Source organism: Deltaproteobacteria bacterium (assembly GCA_035063765.1).
Classification (GTDB): Bacteria; Myxococcota_A; UBA9160; order UBA9160; family PR03; genus CAADGG01.
This window is the reverse complement of record JAPSFT010000017.1, coordinates 13,239-33,229: the sequence shown is the minus strand read 5'-3', so window position 1 is coordinate 33,229 and position 19,991 is coordinate 13,239. Positions and strand designations below refer to the sequence as shown.

At 72.4% G+C, this 19,991-nt stretch carries 18 protein-coding genes; 10 read left to right on the top strand and 8 right to left on the bottom strand.

Going from position 1 to position 19,991, the window contains the following annotated elements; genetic code table 11:
* Window positions 1-45 precede the first annotated feature (45 nt).
* A complete protein-coding gene (gene yghU, locus OZ948_13605; protein ID MEB2345762.1) occupies window positions 46-903 on the bottom strand; it encodes a glutathione-dependent disulfide-bond oxidoreductase in 858 nt (285 codons plus the stop codon).
* A 266-nt stretch (window positions 904-1,169) separates the two neighbouring features.
* On the opposite strand from yghU, the gene OZ948_13600 reads away from it, so the two are divergent.
* A complete protein-coding gene (locus OZ948_13600; protein MEB2345761.1) occupies window positions 1,170-1,475 on the top strand; it encodes a helix-turn-helix domain-containing protein in 306 nt (101 codons plus the stop codon).
* A gap of 41 nt (window positions 1,476-1,516) precedes the next feature.
* On the opposite strand, the gene OZ948_13595 is transcribed toward OZ948_13600, so the two are convergent.
* The 4 genes from OZ948_13595 to OZ948_13580 form a co-directional block, all read right to left on the bottom strand.
* Window positions 1,517-2,338: an enoyl-CoA hydratase-related protein gene (locus tag OZ948_13595; GenBank protein MEB2345760.1), complete on the bottom strand. Its 822-nt coding sequence runs from the start codon at window positions 2,336-2,338 to the stop codon at window positions 1,517-1,519.
* 31 nt (window positions 2,339-2,369) lie between these two features.
* Window positions 2,370-3,422, bottom strand: a complete 1,053-nt coding sequence (locus OZ948_13590) for a TIGR03617 family F420-dependent LLM class oxidoreductase (protein MEB2345759.1) — start codon at window positions 3,420-3,422, stop codon at window positions 2,370-2,372.
* Window positions 3,423-3,439: 17 nt separating this feature from the next.
* Window positions 3,440-5,164, bottom strand: a complete 1,725-nt coding sequence (locus tag OZ948_13585) for an FAD-dependent oxidoreductase (protein ID MEB2345758.1) — start codon at window positions 5,162-5,164, stop codon at window positions 3,440-3,442.
* A gap of 210 nt (window positions 5,165-5,374) precedes the next feature.
* A complete protein-coding gene (locus OZ948_13580) occupies window positions 5,375-6,025 on the bottom strand; it encodes a TetR/AcrR family transcriptional regulator (GenBank protein ID MEB2345757.1) in 651 nt (216 codons plus the stop codon).
* Window positions 6,026-6,206: 181 nt separating this feature from the next.
* Here OZ948_13580 and OZ948_13575 point away from each other — a divergent pair, with 181 nt between their 5' ends.
* From OZ948_13575 to OZ948_13555, 5 genes are all read left to right on the top strand, one after another.
* On the top strand, window positions 6,207-6,509 hold the full coding sequence (locus tag OZ948_13575; protein ID MEB2345756.1) for a ferredoxin: 303 nt from the start codon (window positions 6,207-6,209) through the stop codon (window positions 6,507-6,509).
* 3 nt (window positions 6,510-6,512) lie between these two features.
* Entirely contained in the window at window positions 6,513-7,475 is a 963-nt protein-coding gene (locus OZ948_13570) for a ferritin-like domain-containing protein (GenBank protein MEB2345755.1), read from the top strand.
* Between the two features lie 173 nt (window positions 7,476-7,648).
* Window positions 7,649-8,287: a TetR/AcrR family transcriptional regulator gene (locus tag OZ948_13565; GenBank protein ID MEB2345754.1), complete on the top strand. Its 639-nt coding sequence runs from the start codon at window positions 7,649-7,651 to the stop codon at window positions 8,285-8,287.
* On the top strand, window positions 8,284-9,432 hold the full coding sequence (locus OZ948_13560) for an efflux RND transporter periplasmic adaptor subunit (GenBank protein MEB2345753.1): 1,149 nt from the start codon (window positions 8,284-8,286) through the stop codon (window positions 9,430-9,432). Before OZ948_13565 ends, OZ948_13560 begins: the two co-directional genes overlap by 4 nt.
* Window positions 9,433-9,441: 9 nt before the next feature.
* Window positions 9,442-12,591, top strand: a complete 3,150-nt coding sequence (locus OZ948_13555; protein MEB2345752.1) for an efflux RND transporter permease subunit — start codon at window positions 9,442-9,444, stop codon at window positions 12,589-12,591.
* Between the two features lie 97 nt (window positions 12,592-12,688).
* On the opposite strand, the gene OZ948_13550 is transcribed toward OZ948_13555, so the two are convergent.
* The gene (locus OZ948_13550) at window positions 12,689-13,303 is read right to left on the bottom strand and encodes a hypothetical protein (protein MEB2345751.1); all 615 of its coding nucleotides are present in this window, start codon (window positions 13,301-13,303) and stop codon (window positions 12,689-12,691) included.
* 281 nt (window positions 13,304-13,584) lie between these two features.
* Here OZ948_13550 and OZ948_13545 point away from each other — a divergent pair, with 281 nt between their 5' ends.
* The 3 genes from OZ948_13545 (at window position 13,585) to OZ948_13535 (ending at window position 16,279) form a co-directional block, all read left to right on the top strand.
* Complete coding sequence (locus OZ948_13545) at window positions 13,585-14,787, top strand: LLM class flavin-dependent oxidoreductase (protein MEB2345750.1); 1,203 nt, start codon at window positions 13,585-13,587, stop codon at window positions 14,785-14,787.
* Window positions 14,788-14,897: 110 nt separating this feature from the next.
* Window positions 14,898-15,794 (top strand): D-2-hydroxyacid dehydrogenase, encoded by an 897-nt coding sequence (locus tag OZ948_13540; protein MEB2345749.1) that lies wholly within the window; start codon window positions 14,898-14,900, stop codon window positions 15,792-15,794.
* Window positions 15,795-15,796: 2 nt separating this feature from the next.
* Complete coding sequence (locus tag OZ948_13535; protein MEB2345748.1) at window positions 15,797-16,279, top strand: DUF192 domain-containing protein; 483 nt, start codon at window positions 15,797-15,799, stop codon at window positions 16,277-16,279.
* Between the two features lie 12 nt (window positions 16,280-16,291).
* Here the strand turns inward: OZ948_13535 and OZ948_13530 are convergent, their stop codons facing one another.
* A complete protein-coding gene (locus OZ948_13530; GenBank protein ID MEB2345747.1) occupies window positions 16,292-18,274 on the bottom strand; it encodes an acetoacetate--CoA ligase in 1,983 nt (660 codons plus the stop codon).
* Window positions 18,271-19,245 carry an NADPH:quinone oxidoreductase family protein gene (locus tag OZ948_13525; protein ID MEB2345746.1) on the bottom strand — a complete coding sequence of 325 codons (975 nt, stop codon included), beginning with the start codon at window positions 19,243-19,245 and terminating at the stop codon, window positions 18,271-18,273. Before OZ948_13525 ends, OZ948_13530 begins: the two co-directional genes overlap by 4 nt.
* A 61-nt stretch (window positions 19,246-19,306) precedes the next feature.
* Between OZ948_13525 and OZ948_13520 the strand changes: the two genes are divergently transcribed.
* Window positions 19,307-19,966, top strand: a complete 660-nt coding sequence (locus OZ948_13520; GenBank protein ID MEB2345745.1) for a nitroreductase family protein — start codon at window positions 19,307-19,309, stop codon at window positions 19,964-19,966.
* The last annotated feature ends 25 nt before the right edge of the window (window positions 19,967-19,991 follow it).

Sequence of the window (19,991 nt, the reverse complement as noted above, 5' to 3'; positions counted from 1 at the left end):
CCCGTCGATGCCCGGCCGCGGCCGGGGCCTCCTCGCAGCCGGGCTTCACCCGAGGTCCGTGGCGTCGTGACGCTCCGGGACCCGCAGCTCCTCGGGCCCCCAGACCTTGTTCACGCGCTCACCGCGCCGCACGGCGTCCCGCCCGGCGATCTCCTCGGCCCACCGGACGACGTGGCGATAGGACCGGACGTCGAGGAACTCCGCGGCGTCGTAGAGCCGGCCCAGCACGAGCGCGCCGTACCAGGGAAAGGTCGCGATGTCGGCGATCGTGTAGTCGTCGCCGGCCAGGAAGCGGCGCTCGGCGAGGTTGCGATCGAGGACGTCGAGCTGGCGCTTCACCTCCATGGCGTAGCGGTTGATCGGGTACTCGTACTTCTCCGGGGCATACGCGTAGAAGTGACCGAAGCCGCCGCCCAGGTACGGCGCGCTGCCCATCTGCCAGAACAGCCAGGACAGGCACTCCGCGCGCGCGTCCGGCTGGGTCGGCAGGAACGCGCCGAACCTCTCCGCCAGGTAGACGAGGATGGCGCCGGACTCGAAGACCCGGATCGGCGGCGCAGCGCTGCGATCGAGCAGGGCCGGGATCTTGGAGTTGGGGTTGACGGCGACGAATCCGCTTCCGAACTGCTCCCCCGCTCCGATGTCGATCGGCCAGGCGTCGTACTCCGCGCCCGTCCGGCCGAGGGCCAGGAGCTCCTCGAGGAGGATGGTGACCTTCACGCCGTTGGGCGTCGCCAGCGAGTAGAGCTGCAACGGATGGCGGCCGACGGGCAGCTCCTGGTCGTGGGTGGACCCTGCGACCGGGCGGTTGATCCGCGCGAAGCGGCCACCGCTCTCGGCGTCCCACTTCCAGACCCGGGGCGGCGTGTAGGCCGGCGGCGAGGCGGAGGACGAGCCGGACATCGTGATCTCCTCTGTGCAGGGAGCGGCCGACCCTGGATCGACTCGCGGAGGCGCCGGGATCGGCCCCGCCCCCGGGGCCTCCTGTGATCTGGTTCATAGCAATCGGCCGTGCGCTGGCGGTAGATGGTCGCATGATGAGGTCCCCTTCGGCCGTACCGGAGTCCTTGTGGGAGCGAGGCGGAGTCCGCCCACCGCCGGTCGGGCTGGCTGGCCCCCGCCTGTCGCTCGGCCGCGGGTACGAGATCGACGCCCTGGCGGAGGTGCTCGTGAGCAACGGCCAGCGCGTTCCGATCCAGCAGCAGGCCTGGAAGCTCCTCACGATCCTCGTGCGTGAGCCCGGGCGCGTCTTCCCGCGCGAGAGCCTGTACGAGCGCCTGTGGCCCGCGGGGACCTTCGTGGACTTCGAACACGGGCTCAACACGGTCGTGCGGAAGCTTCGCCGGGCGCTCGGCGATTCCCCGGCGCACCCGAGCTTCATCGAGACGGTGCCGAGGCGCGGCTACCGCTTCGTCGGATCGGCCGTGGTCACGGACGCACCCGGCTGCGGGTCCGGTCAGGACTCCGACGTGTAGTCCGACGGAGGGCCCTCCGAGCCTCCCATCGCCCGGCCCCGCTAGCGCCCCCGGAACACCGGCTTGCGCTTCTCCACGAAGGCGCGGGTGCCCTCGCGCGCGTCCTCGGTGTGGGCGGACAGGGTGGAGGCGACGGCCTCGTAGTCGAGCATCTCGTCGAGGCTCGCGCGGAGCGACTTCCAGACGAAGCGGCGTGCGAGGTCGATCGCCACGCTCGGGCCGCGCGCCAGCTCGCGCGCGTAGGCCAGCGCCGCCTCGAGATCCTGGCCGGGCTCCACGAGCTCGTCGACGAGACCCTCGCGCAGGCACGCGTCGGCCTCGAGGATGCGGCCCGTGGTGACCATCATCAGCGCGGTGGGCAGGCGCGCCACGTGTGCCAGGAGCCACGTGATCCCGCAGTCCGGCGCGAAGCCGAGCCGCACCATCGCCGCGCACATGCGCACGGTGGGGTCGGCGAAGCGGCGGTCGCAGGCGAGCGCGAAGGCGAGCCCCACGCCCATCACCGGCCCGTGGAGCGCCGCGATCACCGGCTTCTCGACCTCGACGATCATGCGCACCAGCTCGGCGATCGGGCCGGCGGGGGTCTTGCGCTGGTAGCGCTCGAGGGGCTGCTCGGAGAGGCCGGGCATGCCGCGTGCGGCGTCTCCCGAGAGCCACTCGGCGTCGCCGCCCGAGCAGAACCCGCGCCCGGCGCCGGTCAGCACGATCACGCGCACCTCGTCGCGCGTGCGCAGCTCGCGCAGCAGCTCGACGAGCTCGGCGGCCAGGTCCCAGGTGACGGCGTTGAGCCGCTCGGGGCGGTTCAGCGTGATGACGCCGATCCCGTCCTCGACGGCGAAGAGGACCCCGCTCGTGTCTGCCATGGCTCGCCTTCCCCTTTGCCGCCGGCGGCGCTCAGCCGGGCGCCCGGAGCGCCGCCACGATCTCGCGCACCCGCTCCTCGTCGCGCCGCAGGCGCGGCGGCAGATCGAGGAGCAGGGTGGAGAAGAGCCCGGTGCAGCGCTCGCGCAGCTTCGGCACGAGCTCCTCGTCGCGCGCGACGATCGCCCACTCGTCGAGCATGGCGTCACTGATCAGCCCCGGCAGCTCGGTCCAGCGACCCTCGCGCGAGAGCCGGTGGAGCTCCCGGCCGACGTCCTGCCAGCCGTGGTGATCGAGAACCGACTGGTAGGTCGGCGTCGAGCCGTAGAAGGCGATGTGCTGCTTGAGCGCGTGCCGCGCGGCCTCGAGCCCGGCGTCGTCGGCACCGAGCGCCAGGAACGGGGCTCCCACGAGGTCGATGCCACCGCCTTCGCGGCCGCCCTTGCGAAGCCCGGCCTCGACCGCGGGCAGCACCACCTCGCGGGCGAAGCGGAAGGTCGCGATCGGGTGCAGGCGCAGGCCCGCGCACAGCTCGCCGGCGAGCCGCGCCATGTAGGGGTTCACGGCGGCGAGGTAGACCGGCGGCGCGGGGTGCTCGATCGGGCCGGGATGGAAGAACGGGGACATCAGCGTGAACTGGTAGTGCTCGCCGCGGAACCAGCGCGGCGCGTCCGGCTCCGCGAAGGTCGCGAGGATCGCCTGCAGGCACTGCAGGTACTCGCGCAGGCGCGGACCGGGGGGCGCGTTCCAGGTCGCGCCGTAGCGCCGCTCGACGTGCGGCTTCACCTGCGTGCCGAGGCCGAGCTGGAAGCGGCCGCCCGAGAGCTGCTGGAGGTCCCAGGCGAGCTGTGCGCTCACCATCGGGCTGCGCGGGAAGGCGATCGCGACGTTGGTGCCGAGCGTCACGCGCGTCGTGTGCCCGGCGGCCACGGCGAGAGGCAGGAAGGGATCGTGCCCGGCCTCCGCGCTCGTGATGCCGTCGAAGCCCAGATCCTCGCAGCGCCGCGCTTCGCTGGCGATGCGCGCGAGGCTCCACGGGCGCTGCGCGCCGCCGGCGTACTGCTCGGTCTCGGGACCGAGGATCACCGTTTCGACCCGGAAGCTCAGGCCGCGGGCTCCCGGCTCGCATCGTGCGCTGCGATCCAGCCGAAGGTCATCGCCGGGCCCAGCGTCGAGCCGGCTCCGGGATAGGTGCGCCCCATCACCGACGCCGTGCAGTTCCCGGTCGCCCACAGGCCGGGGATCGGCTCACCCGCCTCGTTCAGCACCCGCGCGCGGGCGTCGGTCCGCAGGCCGCCCTTGGTGCCGAGCTCGCCGGGGAAGGCCTCGATGCCGTAGAAGGGTGGCGTCTCGAGCGGCGCCAGACACGCGTTGGGCTTGACCTTGAGGTCGCCGTAGTAGCGGTCGAAGATGTTCTCGCCGCGGTGGAAGTCGAGATCCTGGCCGCTCCGCGCGAACTCACCCACGCGCCGCACCGTGGCTTCGAGCCCGGCCGGGTCGATGCCGAGCGCGGCGGCGAGGCCCGCCAGGGTGTCGGCCTTGCGCAGGTAGCCGTCGGTGAGCCGGCGCGGGAGCACCCAGTCCGGCTGCTGCGTCGACTGCAGGATCGGGCCGAAGGGATAGCGGCGCCGGTAGGCCGCGTCGAACACCAGGTACGCGGGCACGCACGGGGTCGCGGGGGCATTGCGCTTGTACATCGCGTCCACGACGTCGACGTAGGGAGCGGCCTCGTTCACGAAGCGCTCGCCGCCCTTGTCGACGAGGATGCTGCCGGGCAGGCCCTTCTCGATCACGAGCATCCGGGCGTGCTCTTCGCCCGGGACGAGCGTGGTCGGGCCCCACCATGCCGCGTCCATCAGGTCGAGGCCGGCGCCCACCTCGGTCGCCATCGCGATCGCGTCGCCCGTGTTCCCCTTGTGGGCGGCCGACCACTCGGCGCGCGTCGGCTGCGGCAGCCAGCGCTCGCGCAGGGCCTGGCTGCCTTCGAAGCCACCGGTGGCGAGGACCACGCCGCGCTGCGCCCGGATGCGCATCCGGCGCCCCGCGCGCTCCGCCTCGACGCCCACCACGCGACCGCCCTCGACGATCAGGCGGCGGGTCGGGCTCTCGAGCCAGAGGGGAATGCCCCGGTCGAGCATCGAGAGGCGCAGCATGCCGACGAGCGCGTTGCCCATGGTGAGGTTGCGGTCACGCTTCGACTGCAGGCGTCCGGTCACGTCGAGCGCATAGCCCAGCATCAGGCGGACCAGGAGCCGCACCCAGCCACGCGAGCGGACCAGCATCGTGCGGGCGTCGCGAGCGGTCATTGCCACCCGGCCGAAGATCAGCGTCTGCACGCTCGGCTCGCGCAGCCTTCGCAGCTCGTCGCCGAGCAGCCGCCCGTCGAAGTAGTCGACCTCGACCGAACGCGCACCGGGCCGCGCGCCCGGCAGGCCGGGGTAGTAGTCCGCGTAGGTCGGCAGCGGCAGCAGCGCGAGACGCGTGCGCTCGACCATCCACTGGAGCATCCGCGGAGCGGTGTCGACGTAGGTGCGCAGCCGCTCCTCGGAGCTCGTGCCGGCAGTGGCACGCTGCAGGTAGAGCAGCGCGTCCTCGGGCGTGTCGTTGACACCGGCCTCGGTCATCAGATGGTTGTTCGGGATCCACAGGCTCCCCCCCGACATCGCGGAGGAGCCTCCGTAGCGGTCGCACTTCTCGAGGACGAGGACGCTCGCGCCGGCGTCGTGGGCGGCGATCGCGGTGGTGAGTGCGCCGGCGCCCGAGCCGACGACGACCACGTCCACCGCGTGATCCCAGGCCCCGGTCCCCGCCTCGCTCCCTGCCACCATCTCCTCCTTCCGCCACGTCCCGGCTACAGGCCACGCTCAGGGCCAGGCGCCGGTGGACCCGCGAGGATGCGACGCGGCTCTCCCGCGCGTATGACTGGGGTCATACGACCGCCGATCGGCGCAACCGTAGCGAGCGGTGTGGTTGGCCGTCCAGCGAGGGATGCGACGGGTGCCGGGCAGGCTGCGGGTCGCCCGGCGCGGCGCGCGGGCCTACTGGCTTCGGATCGCCTCCCAGGCGAACTGGGCGGCCTGTCGCAGCCTCTGCTCGATCGGATAGTCGGCGTTCGCGAGCCAGTTGGTGATCGCCGCGTTCAGGATGCCGACCACCATCTCCGCGAGGAACGCGGGATCCTGGTCGGCGCGCACGTCGCCGCGCTCCTGACCCTCGCGCAACATCGCGGCAAAGGGCTCGTGGATGCGTCCGAGGTAGGGGGGCTGCTTGCCCAGCTCCGACTCGGTGCGCATCAGCTCGAGCAGCACGTCGCGGGCGAGGCCGCGGGTCTCGGCGATCTGTTCGGCGGCCACCTTGGTGAAGCCGATGAGGCGGTCCCGGGTCGACTCCTCCGTCACGAGCTGGCTCTTCAGGAGCAGCTCGATGACGCCGACGACCTCGCCGGCCATCTGCCCGAGCACCGCGTTCTTGCTCGGGAAGTGGTTGAAGAAGGTGGCGGGCACGACGTCGGCCGCCTCGGCGATCTGGCTCACGGTCGTGCGCTCGAAGCCCTGGCTGCGGAAGAGGTCGACGGCGGCGTCGTAGATGCGCAGGCGCCGTTCGAGCTTGCGCTTCGCGAGCCGGCTCGGCATCGCAGGCTTCGTGGTGGGATCCGCCTTCACGCGGGCAACCTTAGCATCCTGACCCATCGGTCGAGCCTCCAGGCGATATCCGGGTGACGCATCTTATCATTGTAAGTATCTGTAGAAACGGAACTTTTTAAGAAATTTAGATTACTATACAAAACTGGCTTCGACTCTTCGATTAGTGTGATATAAAACCGTGGTCCAGGGCACCGCGGGCCACGACCCGCCGGGAGGCTTCCATCCTATGCCGCGCGAATACGAGGTCATCGAAGACGATTGCATCGGCTGCCGGCTCTGCGTCGAGCGCGCGCCGGAGAACCTCGAGATCCCGGAGGGTGCGAGCGTCGCGCGCGTCTTCCACCAGCCCGCGAACGCGGAGGAGGAGGAAGCCGTTCGCGAGGCTGCCGAGTACTGCCCGATGGGCGCGCTCCACAAGAACAAGGAGGTCGGTGACGCCCCGTCCCTGGGGAGCCACGACCGATCGGCCTTCGCTCCGGCTGGAGATTCCATGCCGGCCGATTCCACGCTGACGGAACTGGAGAACTGAGCCATGAAGTTCGAAACGATCGACACGGCGGTCCAGGCGCTCTGGCGCTTCGACTACGACTCGAACATCAAGCAGCTCCGCGACCTCTACGAGGTGGCGAAGAAGGAGCAGTGGAACGCGGCGCTCGACGTCCCCTGGGACATCAAGACCGACCCGGCCACCGTCGGCGACATGAGCGCGCCCAACGCCGAGCCCTACGACTTCGTGAAGGCGCTGCCCAAGGACAAGCAGATCGAGTTCGCCAAGCGGCGTTCCGCCCACCTGCTCTCCAACTTCCTGCACGGCGAGCAGGGCGCGATGATGATCTGCGGGCAGCTCGTCGAGGTGGTGCCCGACATGGACGCCAAGCTCTACGCCTCGACGCAGGTGATCGACGAGGCGCGCCACGTCGAGGTCTTCTATCGCTACATCCAGCGCCTCGACCGCACCTACCCGATCATGACGGGGCTCAAGAACCTGCTCAACGCGGTGCTGCAGGCCGACATGTGGCAGATGAAGTGCGTGGGGATGCAGGTGATCGCGGAGAGCATCGCGATGGGCTCGTTCAAGATCATGCGCGGCATCACCCACGACGAGGTCTTCAAGAAGATCCTGGAGCTCACCTCCCAGGACGAGGCGCGCCACGTGTCCTACGGCCTCATCTACATGAAGGACGCGATCCCGAAGATGAGCGAGCCCGACCGCGATCGCCTCGAGGACTTCGCCTTCGCGGCGATGACGATGCTCGCGACGACGCCCCAGATGGAGGGCGACAAGCGGGTCGATCCCTTCGAGCAGATCTACGCCGAGCTCGGCATCGACCCGGCACGGGCGAACTCCGAGATCATCTCGCGGATGGCGGATCCGGAGTACGTGAAGACCCAGCCGAACCCCTTCCGGGAGTACGCCTATCCGCAGCTCGAGCGGCTCGGCCTGATCACGGACCGCACGCGTTCCAAGTACCGTGAGGTGGGCCTCGCGGAGTGACGGCGCGCCGACGCGGCGCCCGGGACCCCGATCCTCGGACCCGGGCGCCGCAGGCCGCCCCGTGACACGACGGACGGCCTTGCACGGCCCCTCCCGCCTTCGCTAAAGATCTGCTCGTCTAACGCCGTTAAAGCGCCCGAACGGCGTTCGAACCCGATCCGACGAGTACGACGATGCGATCCCTCCAGCCCGCGGAGCGGCGGCGGCTCCAGAACCGCGCCGAGGCGCGTCGCGCGATCCTGGACGCGACCGAGGCGCTGCTCGTGGAGGGAGGCCTCCAGGCCTTCTCGATGCGCCGGCTGGCGGAGCGCTGCGGCTACACCGCGCCGACCATCTACCACTACTTCGGCGACAAGCAGACCCTGATCGACGAGCTCGTCGAGGAGCGCTGCCGGGTCCTGCTGCGCGGGCTCGAGCGGGTGGCACTCGGCGCGGACCCGATCGGGAACGTCCGCACGATGTGCCTCGCCTTCGTCCGCTTCGGGCGGCGCTACCCCACCTTCTACCGCCTGCTCTCGATGCCGCTCGAAGAGGAGCGCCCGCCGCCGCCGTCGGCCGAGGCGGCGCGCGGCCTCCTGCAGGGTCCGCTCGAGAAGCTCGGCGCCGAGGGGCGCGTGCCGGCCGGGGTCGAGGCCGCCGGCCAGGCGATCTGGGCCTATCTGCACGGGCACATCCTGCTGCGTGCGGCGCGGCCCGACTACGCCTGGGAGCCGGGCGTCCTCGAGACCGGCCTCGACGCGCTGCTGCGCGGCCTGATCCAACCGGGGCGCGACGGCGCCGCCGCACCCGACGGAGAGGAGTCGCCCGCATGAGCTTCCACCGCGCGCGGATCGGACTCGCCGCGTCGCTCGCGATCGCGGTCGCGTCGGGCTGTGGCGGGGAGTCGGCCACCGCGCCGGTCTCGGCCCCGCCCGTGATGGCGAGCCCGGTCGAGGCGTTCCGGATCGAAGACCGCATCGAGGCCACCGGTCAGCTGCTGGCGCAATCGGAGGCAGCCGTAGCCGCGCAGGTGGGCGGGCAGGTGACGCGCATCGTGCGCGACGAGGGCCACGAGGTCGCCGAGGGCGAGCTCGTGATCGAGATCGACCCCGAGCGCCGCCAGCTCGAGGCGGACAGCGCGCGCGCGATGCTGGCGCAGGCCGACGCGCAGGCCGCCGAAGCGGCACGCGAGCTCGGGCGCATGGAGAAGCTCCACGCCGAGGGCGTCGCGGCCGACGCCAAGCTCGATCAGGTGCGCACGGCGCTGCACGCGGCGCGTGCGAGCCGCGAGTCGCTGGCCGCGCAGCTCGGGATGGCCGAGCGCTCGGTGCGCGACTCGAGCGTGACCGCGCCCTTCGCCGGGCTCGTCGCGCGCCGCTGGGTGAGCGAGGGCGAGTTCGTCGCGCCCGGGCAGAAGCTCTTCGACCTCGTGGCCCTCGATCCGATCGAGGTCGAGTTCCACCTGGCCGAGCGCGACTCGAGCCGCGTCGCCGAGGGCGCGCCGGTGGCCGTGCGCGTGGCGCCGTTTCCGGACGAGGTCTTCGACGCGCAGGTGACCGTGGTCTCCCCCACCATCGACCCGACGACCCGCACGCTGCGCGTCAAGGCCGTGCTCGCGAATCCCGACGGCCGCCTGCGCCCGGGCCTGTTTGCGCGCGCCGACCTCGGCATCGCGGTGCGCGAAGGCGTGCCGATGATCCCGGAGGAGGCCGTGCTCCAGCGCGCGGACGGTGCGGTGGCCTTCCGTCTCGTGGGCGGAGGCCGCGTCGAGCGGCGCCGGCTCGAGCTCGGCGTGATCCGCGACGGCCGCGTCGAGGTGCGCAGCGGGCTCGCGGCCGGCGATCGCGTGATCGTGCGCGGGCAATCCGAGCTGGTGGACGGCGCCGCGGTGTCGGAGCGCGACACGGCCGGCCAGCCCGTCGCGGACGCGACCCTCCCGGCCGGGCAGCGCGACGTGGCGCAGCCCGTGATCCGCTGAGGCCCCGTCTTGACGCTCTCCGATGTCGCGATCCAACGCCCCATCCTCACCTGGATGATGACGCTCGCGCTGATCGTCTTCGGCACGATCGGCTTCCTGCGCCTCGGCGTCGACCAGTTCCCGAACCTCGACTTCCCGGTCCTCACCGTCCAGGCGGTGCTCGAGGGCGCGACGCCCGAGGGCATGGAGGAGGACGTCACCGACATCCTCGAGGAGTACCTCAACACGATCAGCGGCGTGCGCTCGATCCGCTCCACCTCGTACCAGGGCGCCGCGATCCTGATCGTCGAGTTCGAGCTCGGCAAGAACCTGGACGTCGCCGCCCAGGACGTGCGCGACAAGGTCTCGCTGGCGCGCGTGGACCTGCCGCCCGAGCTCGACCCGCCGGTGGTGGGCACCTTCGACCCGAACGACATGCCGGTGCTGTGGATCCCGCTCGACAGCCAGCGCTCGGTGGTCGCCACCAGCGAGGCGGTGCGCCGGCAGATCAGTCCCTACCTCCAGACCATCCCAGGCGTGGCCGGCGTCGCGATGTTCGGCCGCCGCGACCGCAACATCCGGATCTGGCTCGACGGCGACGAGCTGCGCGCTCGCGGCCTCGCCGCCGGCGACGTCCTGGCGGCGCTCCAGCGCGAGCACGTGGAGATGCCGGGCGGCTCCGTCGAGAGCGCCCGCGTCGACTACTCGGTGAAGACCGACGCCGAGTTCCGCACCGTCGCCGAGATGGAGACGCTCGTCGTCGCGCACCGCGACGGCGCGCCGGTGCTGCTGCGCGACGTGGCGCGGGTCGAGGACGGCGCCGAGGACCCGGCCATGGTCGTCCGCTACAACGGCGAGCCCTCCGTCGGGATGGGCATCCGCAAGCAGAGCGGTGGCAACACGGTGGCGATCGTGGACGAGGTCCTCTCGCGCCTCGATCAGGTGGCCGCGGTGCTCCCGGCCGGCATCCGCCTGCACGCCACGAGCGGCTACATCGACTTCTCGAAGGGCGTGCGCGAGGCGGTCTCGGAGACCGAGTTCGCCCTGCTCTTCGGCGCGCTCCTGGCGGTCTTCACGGTCTGGGTGTTCCTGCGCCGCGCCCGCCCCACCTTCATCATCGCGCTGGCCATCCCGGTCTCGCTGATCGCGACCTTCGGGCTCGTCTACGTGGCCGGCTTCACGCTCAACACCATGACCCTGCTCGGCATGGCGCTCGCGGTGGGCGTCGTGATCGACGACGCGATCGTGGTGCTCGAGAACATCGAGCGGCACCGCGAGCGTGGCGAGAGCGGCTGGGACGCCGCCAGCAAGGGCACCCGTGAGATCGCCTTCGCAGCCACGGCGGCCACCTTCTCGGTCGCCGCCGTCTTCCTCCCGGTGCTCTTCGTCGAGGGTCTGGTCGGCAGCTTCCTGCGCGACTTCGGGCTCACCGTCGCGGGCTCGGTCCTCCTCTCGCTCTTCGTCGCCCTCACGCTGACGCCGATGCTCGCTGCGCGCATGCCGCCGCCGTCGGAGCGCCAGCACGGGAGCGTCTACCACCGGCTCGAGCAGGGCTTCGAGTGGATCGAGGAGCGCTACCGCCGGATCCTCGACTGGACGCTCGCGCACCGGCTGGCGACCGTCCTCGTCGCGCTGGCGAGCTTCCTGGGCGCCTGCGGGCTCTCGACCCAGCTCGACAGCGAGTTCTTCCCGGCCGCCGACGAAGGGATCTTCTTCGCGCGCCTCGAGGCCGCGCCAGGCACCTCGCTCGAGGCGACCGACGAGTACCTGAAGGCCGACGAGCAGTGGTTCCTTCGGCAACCGGAGCTTGCGGGCCTGTTCTCGGCGGCGGGCTCGAGCGGGGGCGGCAACGAGGCTGCGCGCCAGGCCGAGACCAACATGGGGATGGTGTTCGGCACCCTGAAGCCGCGCGACGAGCGCGAGCGCAGCGTGCACGAGCTGATCGCCGACGCGCGTGCCGAGCTCTCCGCGATCCCCGGGCGCAAGCTGCGCATCTTCAACCCGAGCGAGATGATCACCGCGGGTGCCAACCAGGGCTCCTTCGAGGTCGAGATCCTCGGCAACCTGGAGCTCGTCGAGCTCGACCGCCTGGCGCAGGAGATGATCCGCCGGCTCGACGCGCTCGGCGGCTTCGTCGACCTCTCGTCGAGTCTCAAGCTGGGGCTTCCCGAGGTCCGCATCGTGCCGGACCGCGAGAAGGCGGCGGCGCTCGGCGTCGACGCGCGGACCGTGGCGCAGGCGATCCGGGTGATGGTCGGCGGCCAGGACGTCGGGATCTTCAAGGAGGCCGGACGCCGCTACGACATCCGCATGCGCCTCGACGAAGAGGACCGCCGCGACCCGGCCCAGATCGGCCAGCTCTACGTTCGCACCGGAGCGGGCGAAGTGGTCGAGCTGCGCAACCTGGTCCGCATCGAGACCGGGGCGGCACCGTCGGCGATCACAAGGACCAACCGCCAGCGCTCGGTGACGATCGGCGCGAACCTCGCCGACGGCCGCAAGCTCGGGCCGTCGATCGAGGACGCCCGGCGCATCGCGGACGAGATCCTGCCCGAGGGCGTCGCACTGGGACTGTCCGGGCAGGCCCAGGCGATGCAGGAGGGCGCCGGGCAGCTCGCGCTCGCGCTCGGGCTCGGCATCCTCGTGATCTACATGGTGCTGGCCGCGCAGTTCGAGAGCCTCGTGCACCCGCTGACGGTGATGCTGGCACTGCCGCTCGCGATGGTGGGCGCAATCCTGGGCCTGCTCGTCACCGGCCACACGCTGAATCTCTTCAGCATGATCGGGATCCTGCTCCTCTTCGGGCTCGTGACGAAGAACTCGATCCTGCTCGTCGACTATGCGAACCAGCTACGGCGCGAGGGCATGGACAAGCTCACGGCGATGCGCACCGCCGCACCGGTGCGGCTGCGCCCGGTGCTGATGACGGCCATCTCGATGATCTTCGGAGTGCTGCCCGCGGCGATCGGCATCGGCCCCGGCTCCGAGACGCGCGCCCCCATGGCGGTCGCGAGCGCCGCCGGCATGTTCTCGTCGATGCTGCTGACGCTGCTCGTGGTACCGGTCTTCTACCTGCTCTTCGACGACGCCGCGGACACGATCAAGCGCGCGGTGAGCCGGATCGGCTCGCAAGCTCGCGAAGCGAGCGCGCAGCGAGGCGAAGCCGAGCGAAGCCCATGAGGCCGGCTCGCGAAGCGAGCGCGCGACGGCGACCCCGAGGGACCCTCGGGATCGCCGTCGCGCCGAACGTTGCCGCTTCGAGGGCCGGGCGCGCCGCTCAGCGCCGGCGGCGCGAGGCGACCAGCAGGCCCGCTGCGAAGACGAGCGCGGCCGACGGCTCGGGGATCGTCGGGCCCCCACCGCCGGCGGATTCGAAGTTCACCGCCAACGCGCTGAACGCGACCCGGAAGTCGCCGCGTCCGACCGAAGCGATCGTGACCTCGACCGAGTCGCCCGCGCTGTCGATCCAGCCCGAGACGCTGCCGCCGAAGAAGCCGGCCAGGAAGTGGCTCCGGTCTCCGTCGAGCGCGCTGCCGTCGATCGAGATGAGCAGTTCCTCGGACTCCAGGTCGAAGTCGTCGATCACCGAGACCACCAGGCATGCGCTCACGACCGAGGAGACCGGCACGTCCGGGGAGAACGTGTGGGTGGTCACGATCGGGTTTCCCGCGTCGACGCGGGAAGCACCGAGTCCCGTGCCGAGGTAGTCGAGATCGCCGCCGGCGATCAGCGCGTGGAGGCTGCCGGGGTTGGTCGGCAGCGTCACCGTACCGTGGACGTTGCCGAGCATGCTCGACGTCTGCACGTCGGCGTACCAGTAGGAGAGAGCAGCGGCGGGGCCCGCGTACAGCAGGCCGGCAGACGCGACGAGGGACAAGAACAGCTTCCGCATTTGGATCGATTCCTTGTGGCTCGAGCCGTGGGTGTCGCGCAGATTACCACCGCGCAATGTGCAACTGCAAGCGCGGCGACCCTGGCGGCCCGCCGAGCGCGGACCCGGAAGCGGGCACGGCGGCCGAGCACAATCGATCTTCCCTCGGGGGATCGAAGGACCAGCCGCGACCGGCCGGCCCGGCCCGCTCTTCCGGGCAGGTCGGCGTCGATCGCACGCTACCTTGCCGCGGCGCCTGACTCCGGAATCGACGGAGAGCCGGCACCAGCCCAGGAGAGCCCATGCCCCCCCGCGAGCAAGGCTTCGGCCCCCGGATGCGCTTCGGTGCCTTCGTCGCCCCGTTCCACCCCGTGCGCGAGAACCCGGAGCTGGCCCTGCGGAGGGACTTCGAGCTCGTCGAATGGCTCGACCAGCTCGGCTACGACGAGGCCTGGATCGGGGAGCACCACTCCGCGGGCTACGAGCTCATCGCCTCGCCCGAGCTCTTCATCGCCGCCGCCGCCGAGCGCACCCGCCACATCAAGCTCGGCACCGGCGTCTCCTCGCTGCCCTACCATCACCCCCTGATCCTCGCCGACCGCATCCACCAGCTCGACCACCAGACCCGCGGCCGCGCGATGTTCGGGGTGGGCCCCGGCGCGCTGCCGAGCGACGCCTTCATGATGGGCATCCCGGTGGCGGCGCAGCGCGATCGCATGGACGAGGCGATCGGCGTGCTGGTGCCGCTGCTGCGCGGCGAGACGGTGACGCACGAGAGCGACTGGTTCACGCTCCGGGACGCCCGCCTCCAGCTCGCACCCTACACGCGCCCGCACATCGAGATCTGCGTGGCCTCGCAGGTGTCGCCGGCGGGTGCGCGCGCGGCTGGCAAGCACGGCCTCGGGCTGCTCTCGATCGGTGCCACCTCGACCGGCGGCTTCGACGCGCTCGCCAGGAACTGGAAGATCTGCACCGACAAGGCGGCGGAGCACGGCCGCACGGTCGAGCGCAGCGCCTGGCGGCTGGTGGGCCCGATGCACGTCGCCGAGACGAAGGAGAAGGCGCGCGAGAACGTGCGCTTCGGTCTCGAGCGTTGGCTCTACTACTTCCAGGAGATCGCCGCGCTGCCGCTCGCGCCGCCCGGCTCGGTCGACAACGCGATCGACGCGCTGATCGCCTCGGGCCTCGCCGTGATCGGCGATCCCGACGACGCGATCGCCCAGCTCGAGCGGCTCGAGAAGCAGTCGGGTGGCTTCGGCTGCTTCCTGCACATGGCCCACAACTGGGCCGACTGGGCGGAGACGCGGCGCAGCTACGAGCTCTTCGCCCGCTACGTGATGCCGCGCTTCCAGCACCTGAACCGCAACCGCGATGCGAGCATGGCCTGGGCCGCGCAGAACCGGCCGACCTTCATGGGCGCGATGGGCAACGCGATCAACGCCGAGATCCAGAAGCACTTCGCCGAGCAGCGGGAGAAGGCCGGGCCCGAGAAGGGCGCCGCCTGAGCGCGCCGCGAAGCCCCGGGGAGCCCTCGGGCGGCGCGCTGCTCGTCTCGTCGTGGGTCGAGGCGCGCTACGCCGCCGCGCTGGACGCGGCGGCGCCCGGCGTTCCGCGGGTGGTGCTCGCGCCGCAGCGCCCGGGGAGCCCGGGCGCGGAGACCGGCGCCGTACTGCGCGGGGATCCGGCCACCGTGGAGCTCGCCTATCTCTCCGGCGACTGCTACCCGGACCACGTGCGCGACGTCGTGCGGGCGCTCGGCGCCGCGCCGCGCCTGCGCTGGCTGCACACCTTCAGCGCGGGCGTCGACCATCCGTGGTTCCAGGCCCTGCGGGCGCGGGGCGTGCGGCTCACGACCTCGTCGGGCGCGCACGCCGTGCCGATCGCGCAGACGGTGCTGCTCTACCTGCTCGCGCTCTCGCGCGGTCTGCCCGCCTGGCTCGACGCGCAGCGCCGGCGCACCTGGGAGCGCCACGAGATCACCGACCTCCAGGACCTCGTGCTGGGCGTCGTCGGGCTGGGCCCGATCGGGCTCGAGGTGGCGCGCCTCGGGATCGCGTGCGGGATGCACACCCTGGCCGTGCGCCGCACGCCCCGCGGCGACGAGCCCTGCGAGACCTGGCCACTCGCGCGCCTCGACGAGCTGTGCGCACGCGCCGACGCGATCGTGCTCGCGCTCCCGCTCACCGGCGACACCCGCCACCTCTTCGACGCCGCGCGCCTCGCGCGCATGAAGCGCGGAGCGTGGCTCGTGAACGTCGGCCGCGGTGCGCTGGTGGACGAGCCGGCGCTCGTCGCGGCGCTGCAGGAGGGCCGCCTCGGCGGCGCCGGCCTCGACGTCTTCGAGACCGAGCCGCTGCCGCCCGGGAGCCCGCTCTGGAGCCTCCCGAACGTCATCGTGACCCCGCATGCCTCCGGCGACACGCCCGGCAACCTGGTGCGAGCGAGCGAGATCTTCCTCGACAACCTGGGCCGCTTCACACGCGGCGAGCCGCTGCGCAACGAGGTGGCCTGAGCATGGGCCCGCGGGCGCGCCGGCTCGCGCTGCTCGCCGCGCTCGCGCTCGGCACGCTGGCCTCGCCCGCGCGCGCCCAGGGCGGCCTGCCCACGCGCGAGATCCTGCTCGGCGGCGAGCGCTTCCGCCTCGAGGTCGCCGCGGATCCGCAGGCCATGCACCGCGGCCTCGGCGGCCGCCGCGTGATCCCCCCGAACGGCGGCATGCTCTTCGTCTATCCCGCCCCCGGCCCACTGGCCTTCGTCATGCGCGACTGCCCGGTACCGATCGACGTCGCCTTCCTCGACGCGCAGGGTCGCGTCCTCAACGTCCACACGATGCAGCCCGAGCCACCGCGCCGGCCCGGCGAGAGCGACGCCGCCTACGAGCGCCGCCTGCCGGGCTACCCGAGCGCCGGCCCCGCCCGCTACGCCATCGAGCTCGCGGGCGGGCGCTTCGCCGCGCTGGGCATCGGCCCGGGGGATCGCGTCACGCTCGAGCCCTGAGCCGGGCCGGGCTCAGGAGCGCAGCTCCGGGTGGTCGGCGAAGAGGGCGAGCGCCTCGGGGTTCGCGAGCGCCTCGCGGTTGCGCACCGCGCGGCCGGCCACCACGTCACGCACGGCCAGCTCCACGATCTTGCCGCTGCGGGTACGCGGGATGTCGGACACCTGGACGATGCGTGCGGGCACGTGGCGCGGCGTCGTGTGGGTGCGGATGCGGGCGCGGATCCGCTCGCGCAAGGCGTCGTCGAGCGCGAGCCCCTCGCGCAGGCGCACGAAGAGCACCACGCGCACGTCGCCCGCGAAGGGCTGGCCGATCACGATCGCCTCCTGCACCTCGTCGAGGGTCTCCACCTGGCGGTAGATCTCGGCCGTGCCGATGCGGACGCCGCCGGGGTTCAGGGTCGCGTCGCTGCGGCCGTGGATCACGATGCCGCCGTGCGCCGTCCACTCGGCGAAGTCGCCGTGGTGCCAGACGCCGGGGAAACGCCCGAAGTAGGCGGCGCGGTAGCGCGCGCCGTCCTGGTCGTTCCAGAAGCCGACCGGCATGGAGGGGAAGGCGCGCGTGCAGACCAGCTCGCCGGCCTGGCCCGCACCGGCCGGGCGGCCCTCCTCGTCGAAGACGTCGACCGCCATGCCGAGGCCCGGCATCTGGCACTCGCCCCGCCAGACGGGCGCGGTCGGATCGCCGCCCACGAAGCAGGAGACGATGTCGGTGCCGCCCGAGATCGAGGCGAGCTGCACCTCGGGCGAGACCGCGTCGTAGACCCAGTCGAAGCCCTCGGGCGCGAGCGGCGAGCCGGTCGAGAGGAGCACGCGCATGGAGCCCAGGTCGTGGGTGTCGCGCGGCCTCACGCCGGCCTTGCGCACGCTGTCGAGGAACTTCGCCGAGACGCCGAAGAGCGCCGTGCGCTCCTGCTCCGCGAGATCGAAGAGTGCCGCCGGGCCCGGGTGCAGGGGCGAGCCGTCGTAGAGCACGAGCGTCGCCTCCGACGCGAGCCCCGAGGCCAGCCAGTTCCACATCATCCAGCCGGTCGTCGTGTAGTAGAAGAAGCGGTCGCCGGCGCGCAGGTCCGCGTGGAGGCGCTGCTCCTTCAGGTGCTGGAGGAGCGTGCCGCCGGCCCCGTGCACGATGCACTTGGGGGGGCCGGTGGTGCCCGAGGAGTAGAGCACGTACAGGGGATGGTCGAAGGGCAGGCGCACGAACTCGGGCGCGCCGGGCGTGGCCCCCGCGCCGAGCGCCTCCCAGGCGCAGGCGTCGCGGATCCCGGCCAGCGCCGGCGTCTCCCCGAGCCCCGCGACCATCACCACGCGCTCGACGCTCGGGAGCGCGCGGGCGATCTCGGCCACGCGCTCGCGCACGTCGTGGAGCTTGCCGGCGTAGGGATAGCCGTCGGCCGCGAAGAGCACGCGGGGCGTGATCTGGCCGAAGCGGTCGAGGACGCCGCGGGCCCCGAAATCGGGCGAGCACGACGACCAGGGCGCGCCGAGGCTCGCCGCCGCCAGCATCGCGATCACGGCCTCGGGGCCGTTCGGGAGGTAGCCCGCCACCCGATCGCCCGGGCCGACGCCGGCCCCGCGCAGTCCGCGCGCAACGCGCGCCACCTCGGCGTGGAGCTCGCCCCAGGTGAGCACCCGGCGCCGGCCGCGCTCGTCCCGCGCCACCAGCGCCGGCGACACGTCACGGCGTCGGAGCAGGTTCTCGGCGAAGTTGAGCCTCGCGTCCGGGAACCAGCGCGCGCCCGGCATCTGCTCGCCGGCGACGAGCGCGCGCTCGCCCGGCTCGCCCACGACCCCGCACCACTCCCAGAGCGCGCTCCAGAAGGCGCCGCGCTCGGCGACCGACCAGGCGTGGAGCGCGCGCGAGTCCGGGAGGGCGCGCCCCGCGCGCGGCTCGCACCACGCGCGGAAGGCGCTCATCTGCGCAGCGCGTGCGCGGCCCGGCGACGGCTGCCAGAGCGGCGGCGCCGCCGCCGGGCGCCCGAGCGGCGCGTCGCTCACGGCTCCAGCACCACCTTGCCATGCGTCCGCCGCGAGCCGAGCGCGGCGAGTGCGGCCGATGCCTCCTCGAGCGGATAGCCGCGGTAGATCACCGGCCGGATCTTCTTCTCCTCGTAGAGCCGGAACAGCGCCCGGTAGGTCTCGGGCACCCGAGCAGGCTCGTGCTTCAGGTACGCGCCCCAGTGCAGGCCCACCACCGCGACGTTCTTGAGCAGGATCCGGTTCGCCGCGACCGACGGGATGGTCCCGCCCGCGAAGCCGATCACCAGCAGGCGGCCGTTCCAGGCGATGCACTTGAGCGAGCGGTCGAAGACATCGCCGCCGACCGAGTCGTAGATCACGTCCGCGCCACGCCCGCCGGTCAGCTCCTTCACGCGCGCGACGAAGTCCTCGCTCGCGTAGTCGATGCCCTCGTCGGCCCCGGCCTCGAGCGCGACGCGCACCTTCCCGGCGCCGCCCGCCGTCGCGAGGACGCGCGCGCCGAGCGCCTTGCCGATCTGCACCGCCGCGAGGCCCACGCCGCCCGCGGCGGCGTGCACGAGCAGGGTCTCGCCGCTCTGGAGGCCTGCGCGGAGCACGAGGCCGGCGTAGGAGGTCGGGTACACGATCGGGAACGCCGCGCCCTCCGCGAAGGACATGCCCTCGGGCATGCGGTGCGCAAAGGCCGCGGGCATCGCGATGCGCTCGGCATAGCCTCCGATCGGCACCGCGGCGAGCACGCGGTCGCCGGGGGCGAAGCCGCTGACTCCTGCTCCCACCTCGCGCACGACGCCCGCCACCTCGCCGCCCGGGACGAAGGGAAAGGGCGGCTTCACCTGGTAGCGGCCCTGTACGAGCAGGATGTCGAAGAAGTTGCAGCCCGCGGCGCGCACCTCGACGCCGAGCTGGCCGGGGCCCACGACGGGTTCGGGCAGCTCGGACACCGTGAGCTCGGCCGGCTCCATCCAGCGGTCCACCACGATCGCGCGCACGTCCGCCCTCCTCGGCGATCCCCGATGCTAGCGCCGGGCCCGGGCGGGGTATCCTCGGCGCGTGTCCCACCCGGACGGGATCGACGTGGCGGCGATCGGCGAGGAGGTGCCGCTCCTCGAGGGCATCCGCACGACCCGCGCGATCCGCCGGCTGCGCCCCGATCCGGTGCCGCCGGCGCTGATCCGCAAGGTCTGCGAGGCCGGCACCTTCGCGCCGAGCGGCGGCAACCGGCAGCCCTGGCTCTTCGTGGCGGTGACCGAGCCCGAGCGGCGCGCGTTCGTGGCGGAGCGCTACCGGCGCGCGTTCTCGGCCTACATCGCGCCGGCTCTCGCCGCGCTGGAGGCTCCCGGCCATTCCGAGCGCCAGCGGCGCACCGTGCGCTCGGCCGTGCACCTGGCCGAGCACCTGCACGAGGCGCCCGTGCACCTGTTCGTGGCCGGCTGGCTGCGGCGCGGCCAGGAGCAGACGCAGGCGCTCTTCCCCGCGATCCAGAACGTCCTGCTCGCGTGCCGTGCCGTCGGGCTCGGCGCCTGCCTCACGACGATGCACCGCGCCTTCGGAGACGAGATCGACGCCTTCCTGGGTCTCCCGGAGGACCGCCCGAGCTGCGCCCTGCTCCCGATCGGCTGGCCGCTCGGCCGCTACGGCCGGCCGCCGCGCCGCTCCGTCGACGAGTGCCTGCACTGGGAACGTTTCCGGGAGGATGCACCGGCAACGTGAGCACCGCGGCGCAGGACGGACCCGG

Coding starts and splice junctions, on each gene's coding strand:
- yghU (MEB2345762.1), bottom strand. CDS start 903: ATGTCCGGCTCGTCCTCCGCCTCGCCGCCGGCCTACACGCCGCCCCGG.
- OZ948_13595 (MEB2345760.1), bottom strand. CDS start 2,338: ATGGCAGACACGAGCGGGGTCCTCTTCGCCGTCGAGGACGGGATCGGC.
- OZ948_13585 (MEB2345758.1), bottom strand. CDS start 5,164: ATGGTGGCAGGGAGCGAGGCGGGGACCGGGGCCTGGGATCACGCGGTG.
- OZ948_13580 (MEB2345757.1), bottom strand. CDS start 6,025: ATGGGTCAGGATGCTAAGGTTGCCCGCGTGAAGGCGGATCCCACCACG.
- OZ948_13575 (MEB2345756.1), top strand. CDS start 6,207: ATGCCGCGCGAATACGAGGTCATCGAAGACGATTGCATCGGCTGCCGG.
- OZ948_13570 (MEB2345755.1), top strand. CDS start 6,513: ATGAAGTTCGAAACGATCGACACGGCGGTCCAGGCGCTCTGGCGCTTC.
- OZ948_13565 (MEB2345754.1), top strand. CDS start 7,649: ATGCGATCCCTCCAGCCCGCGGAGCGGCGGCGGCTCCAGAACCGCGCC.
- OZ948_13560 (MEB2345753.1), top strand. CDS start 8,284: ATGAGCTTCCACCGCGCGCGGATCGGACTCGCCGCGTCGCTCGCGATC.
- OZ948_13550 (MEB2345751.1), bottom strand. CDS start 13,303: ATGCGGAAGCTGTTCTTGTCCCTCGTCGCGTCTGCCGGCCTGCTGTAC.
- OZ948_13545 (MEB2345750.1), top strand. CDS start 13,585: ATGCCCCCCCGCGAGCAAGGCTTCGGCCCCCGGATGCGCTTCGGTGCC.
- OZ948_13535 (MEB2345748.1), top strand. CDS start 15,797: ATGGGCCCGCGGGCGCGCCGGCTCGCGCTGCTCGCCGCGCTCGCGCTC.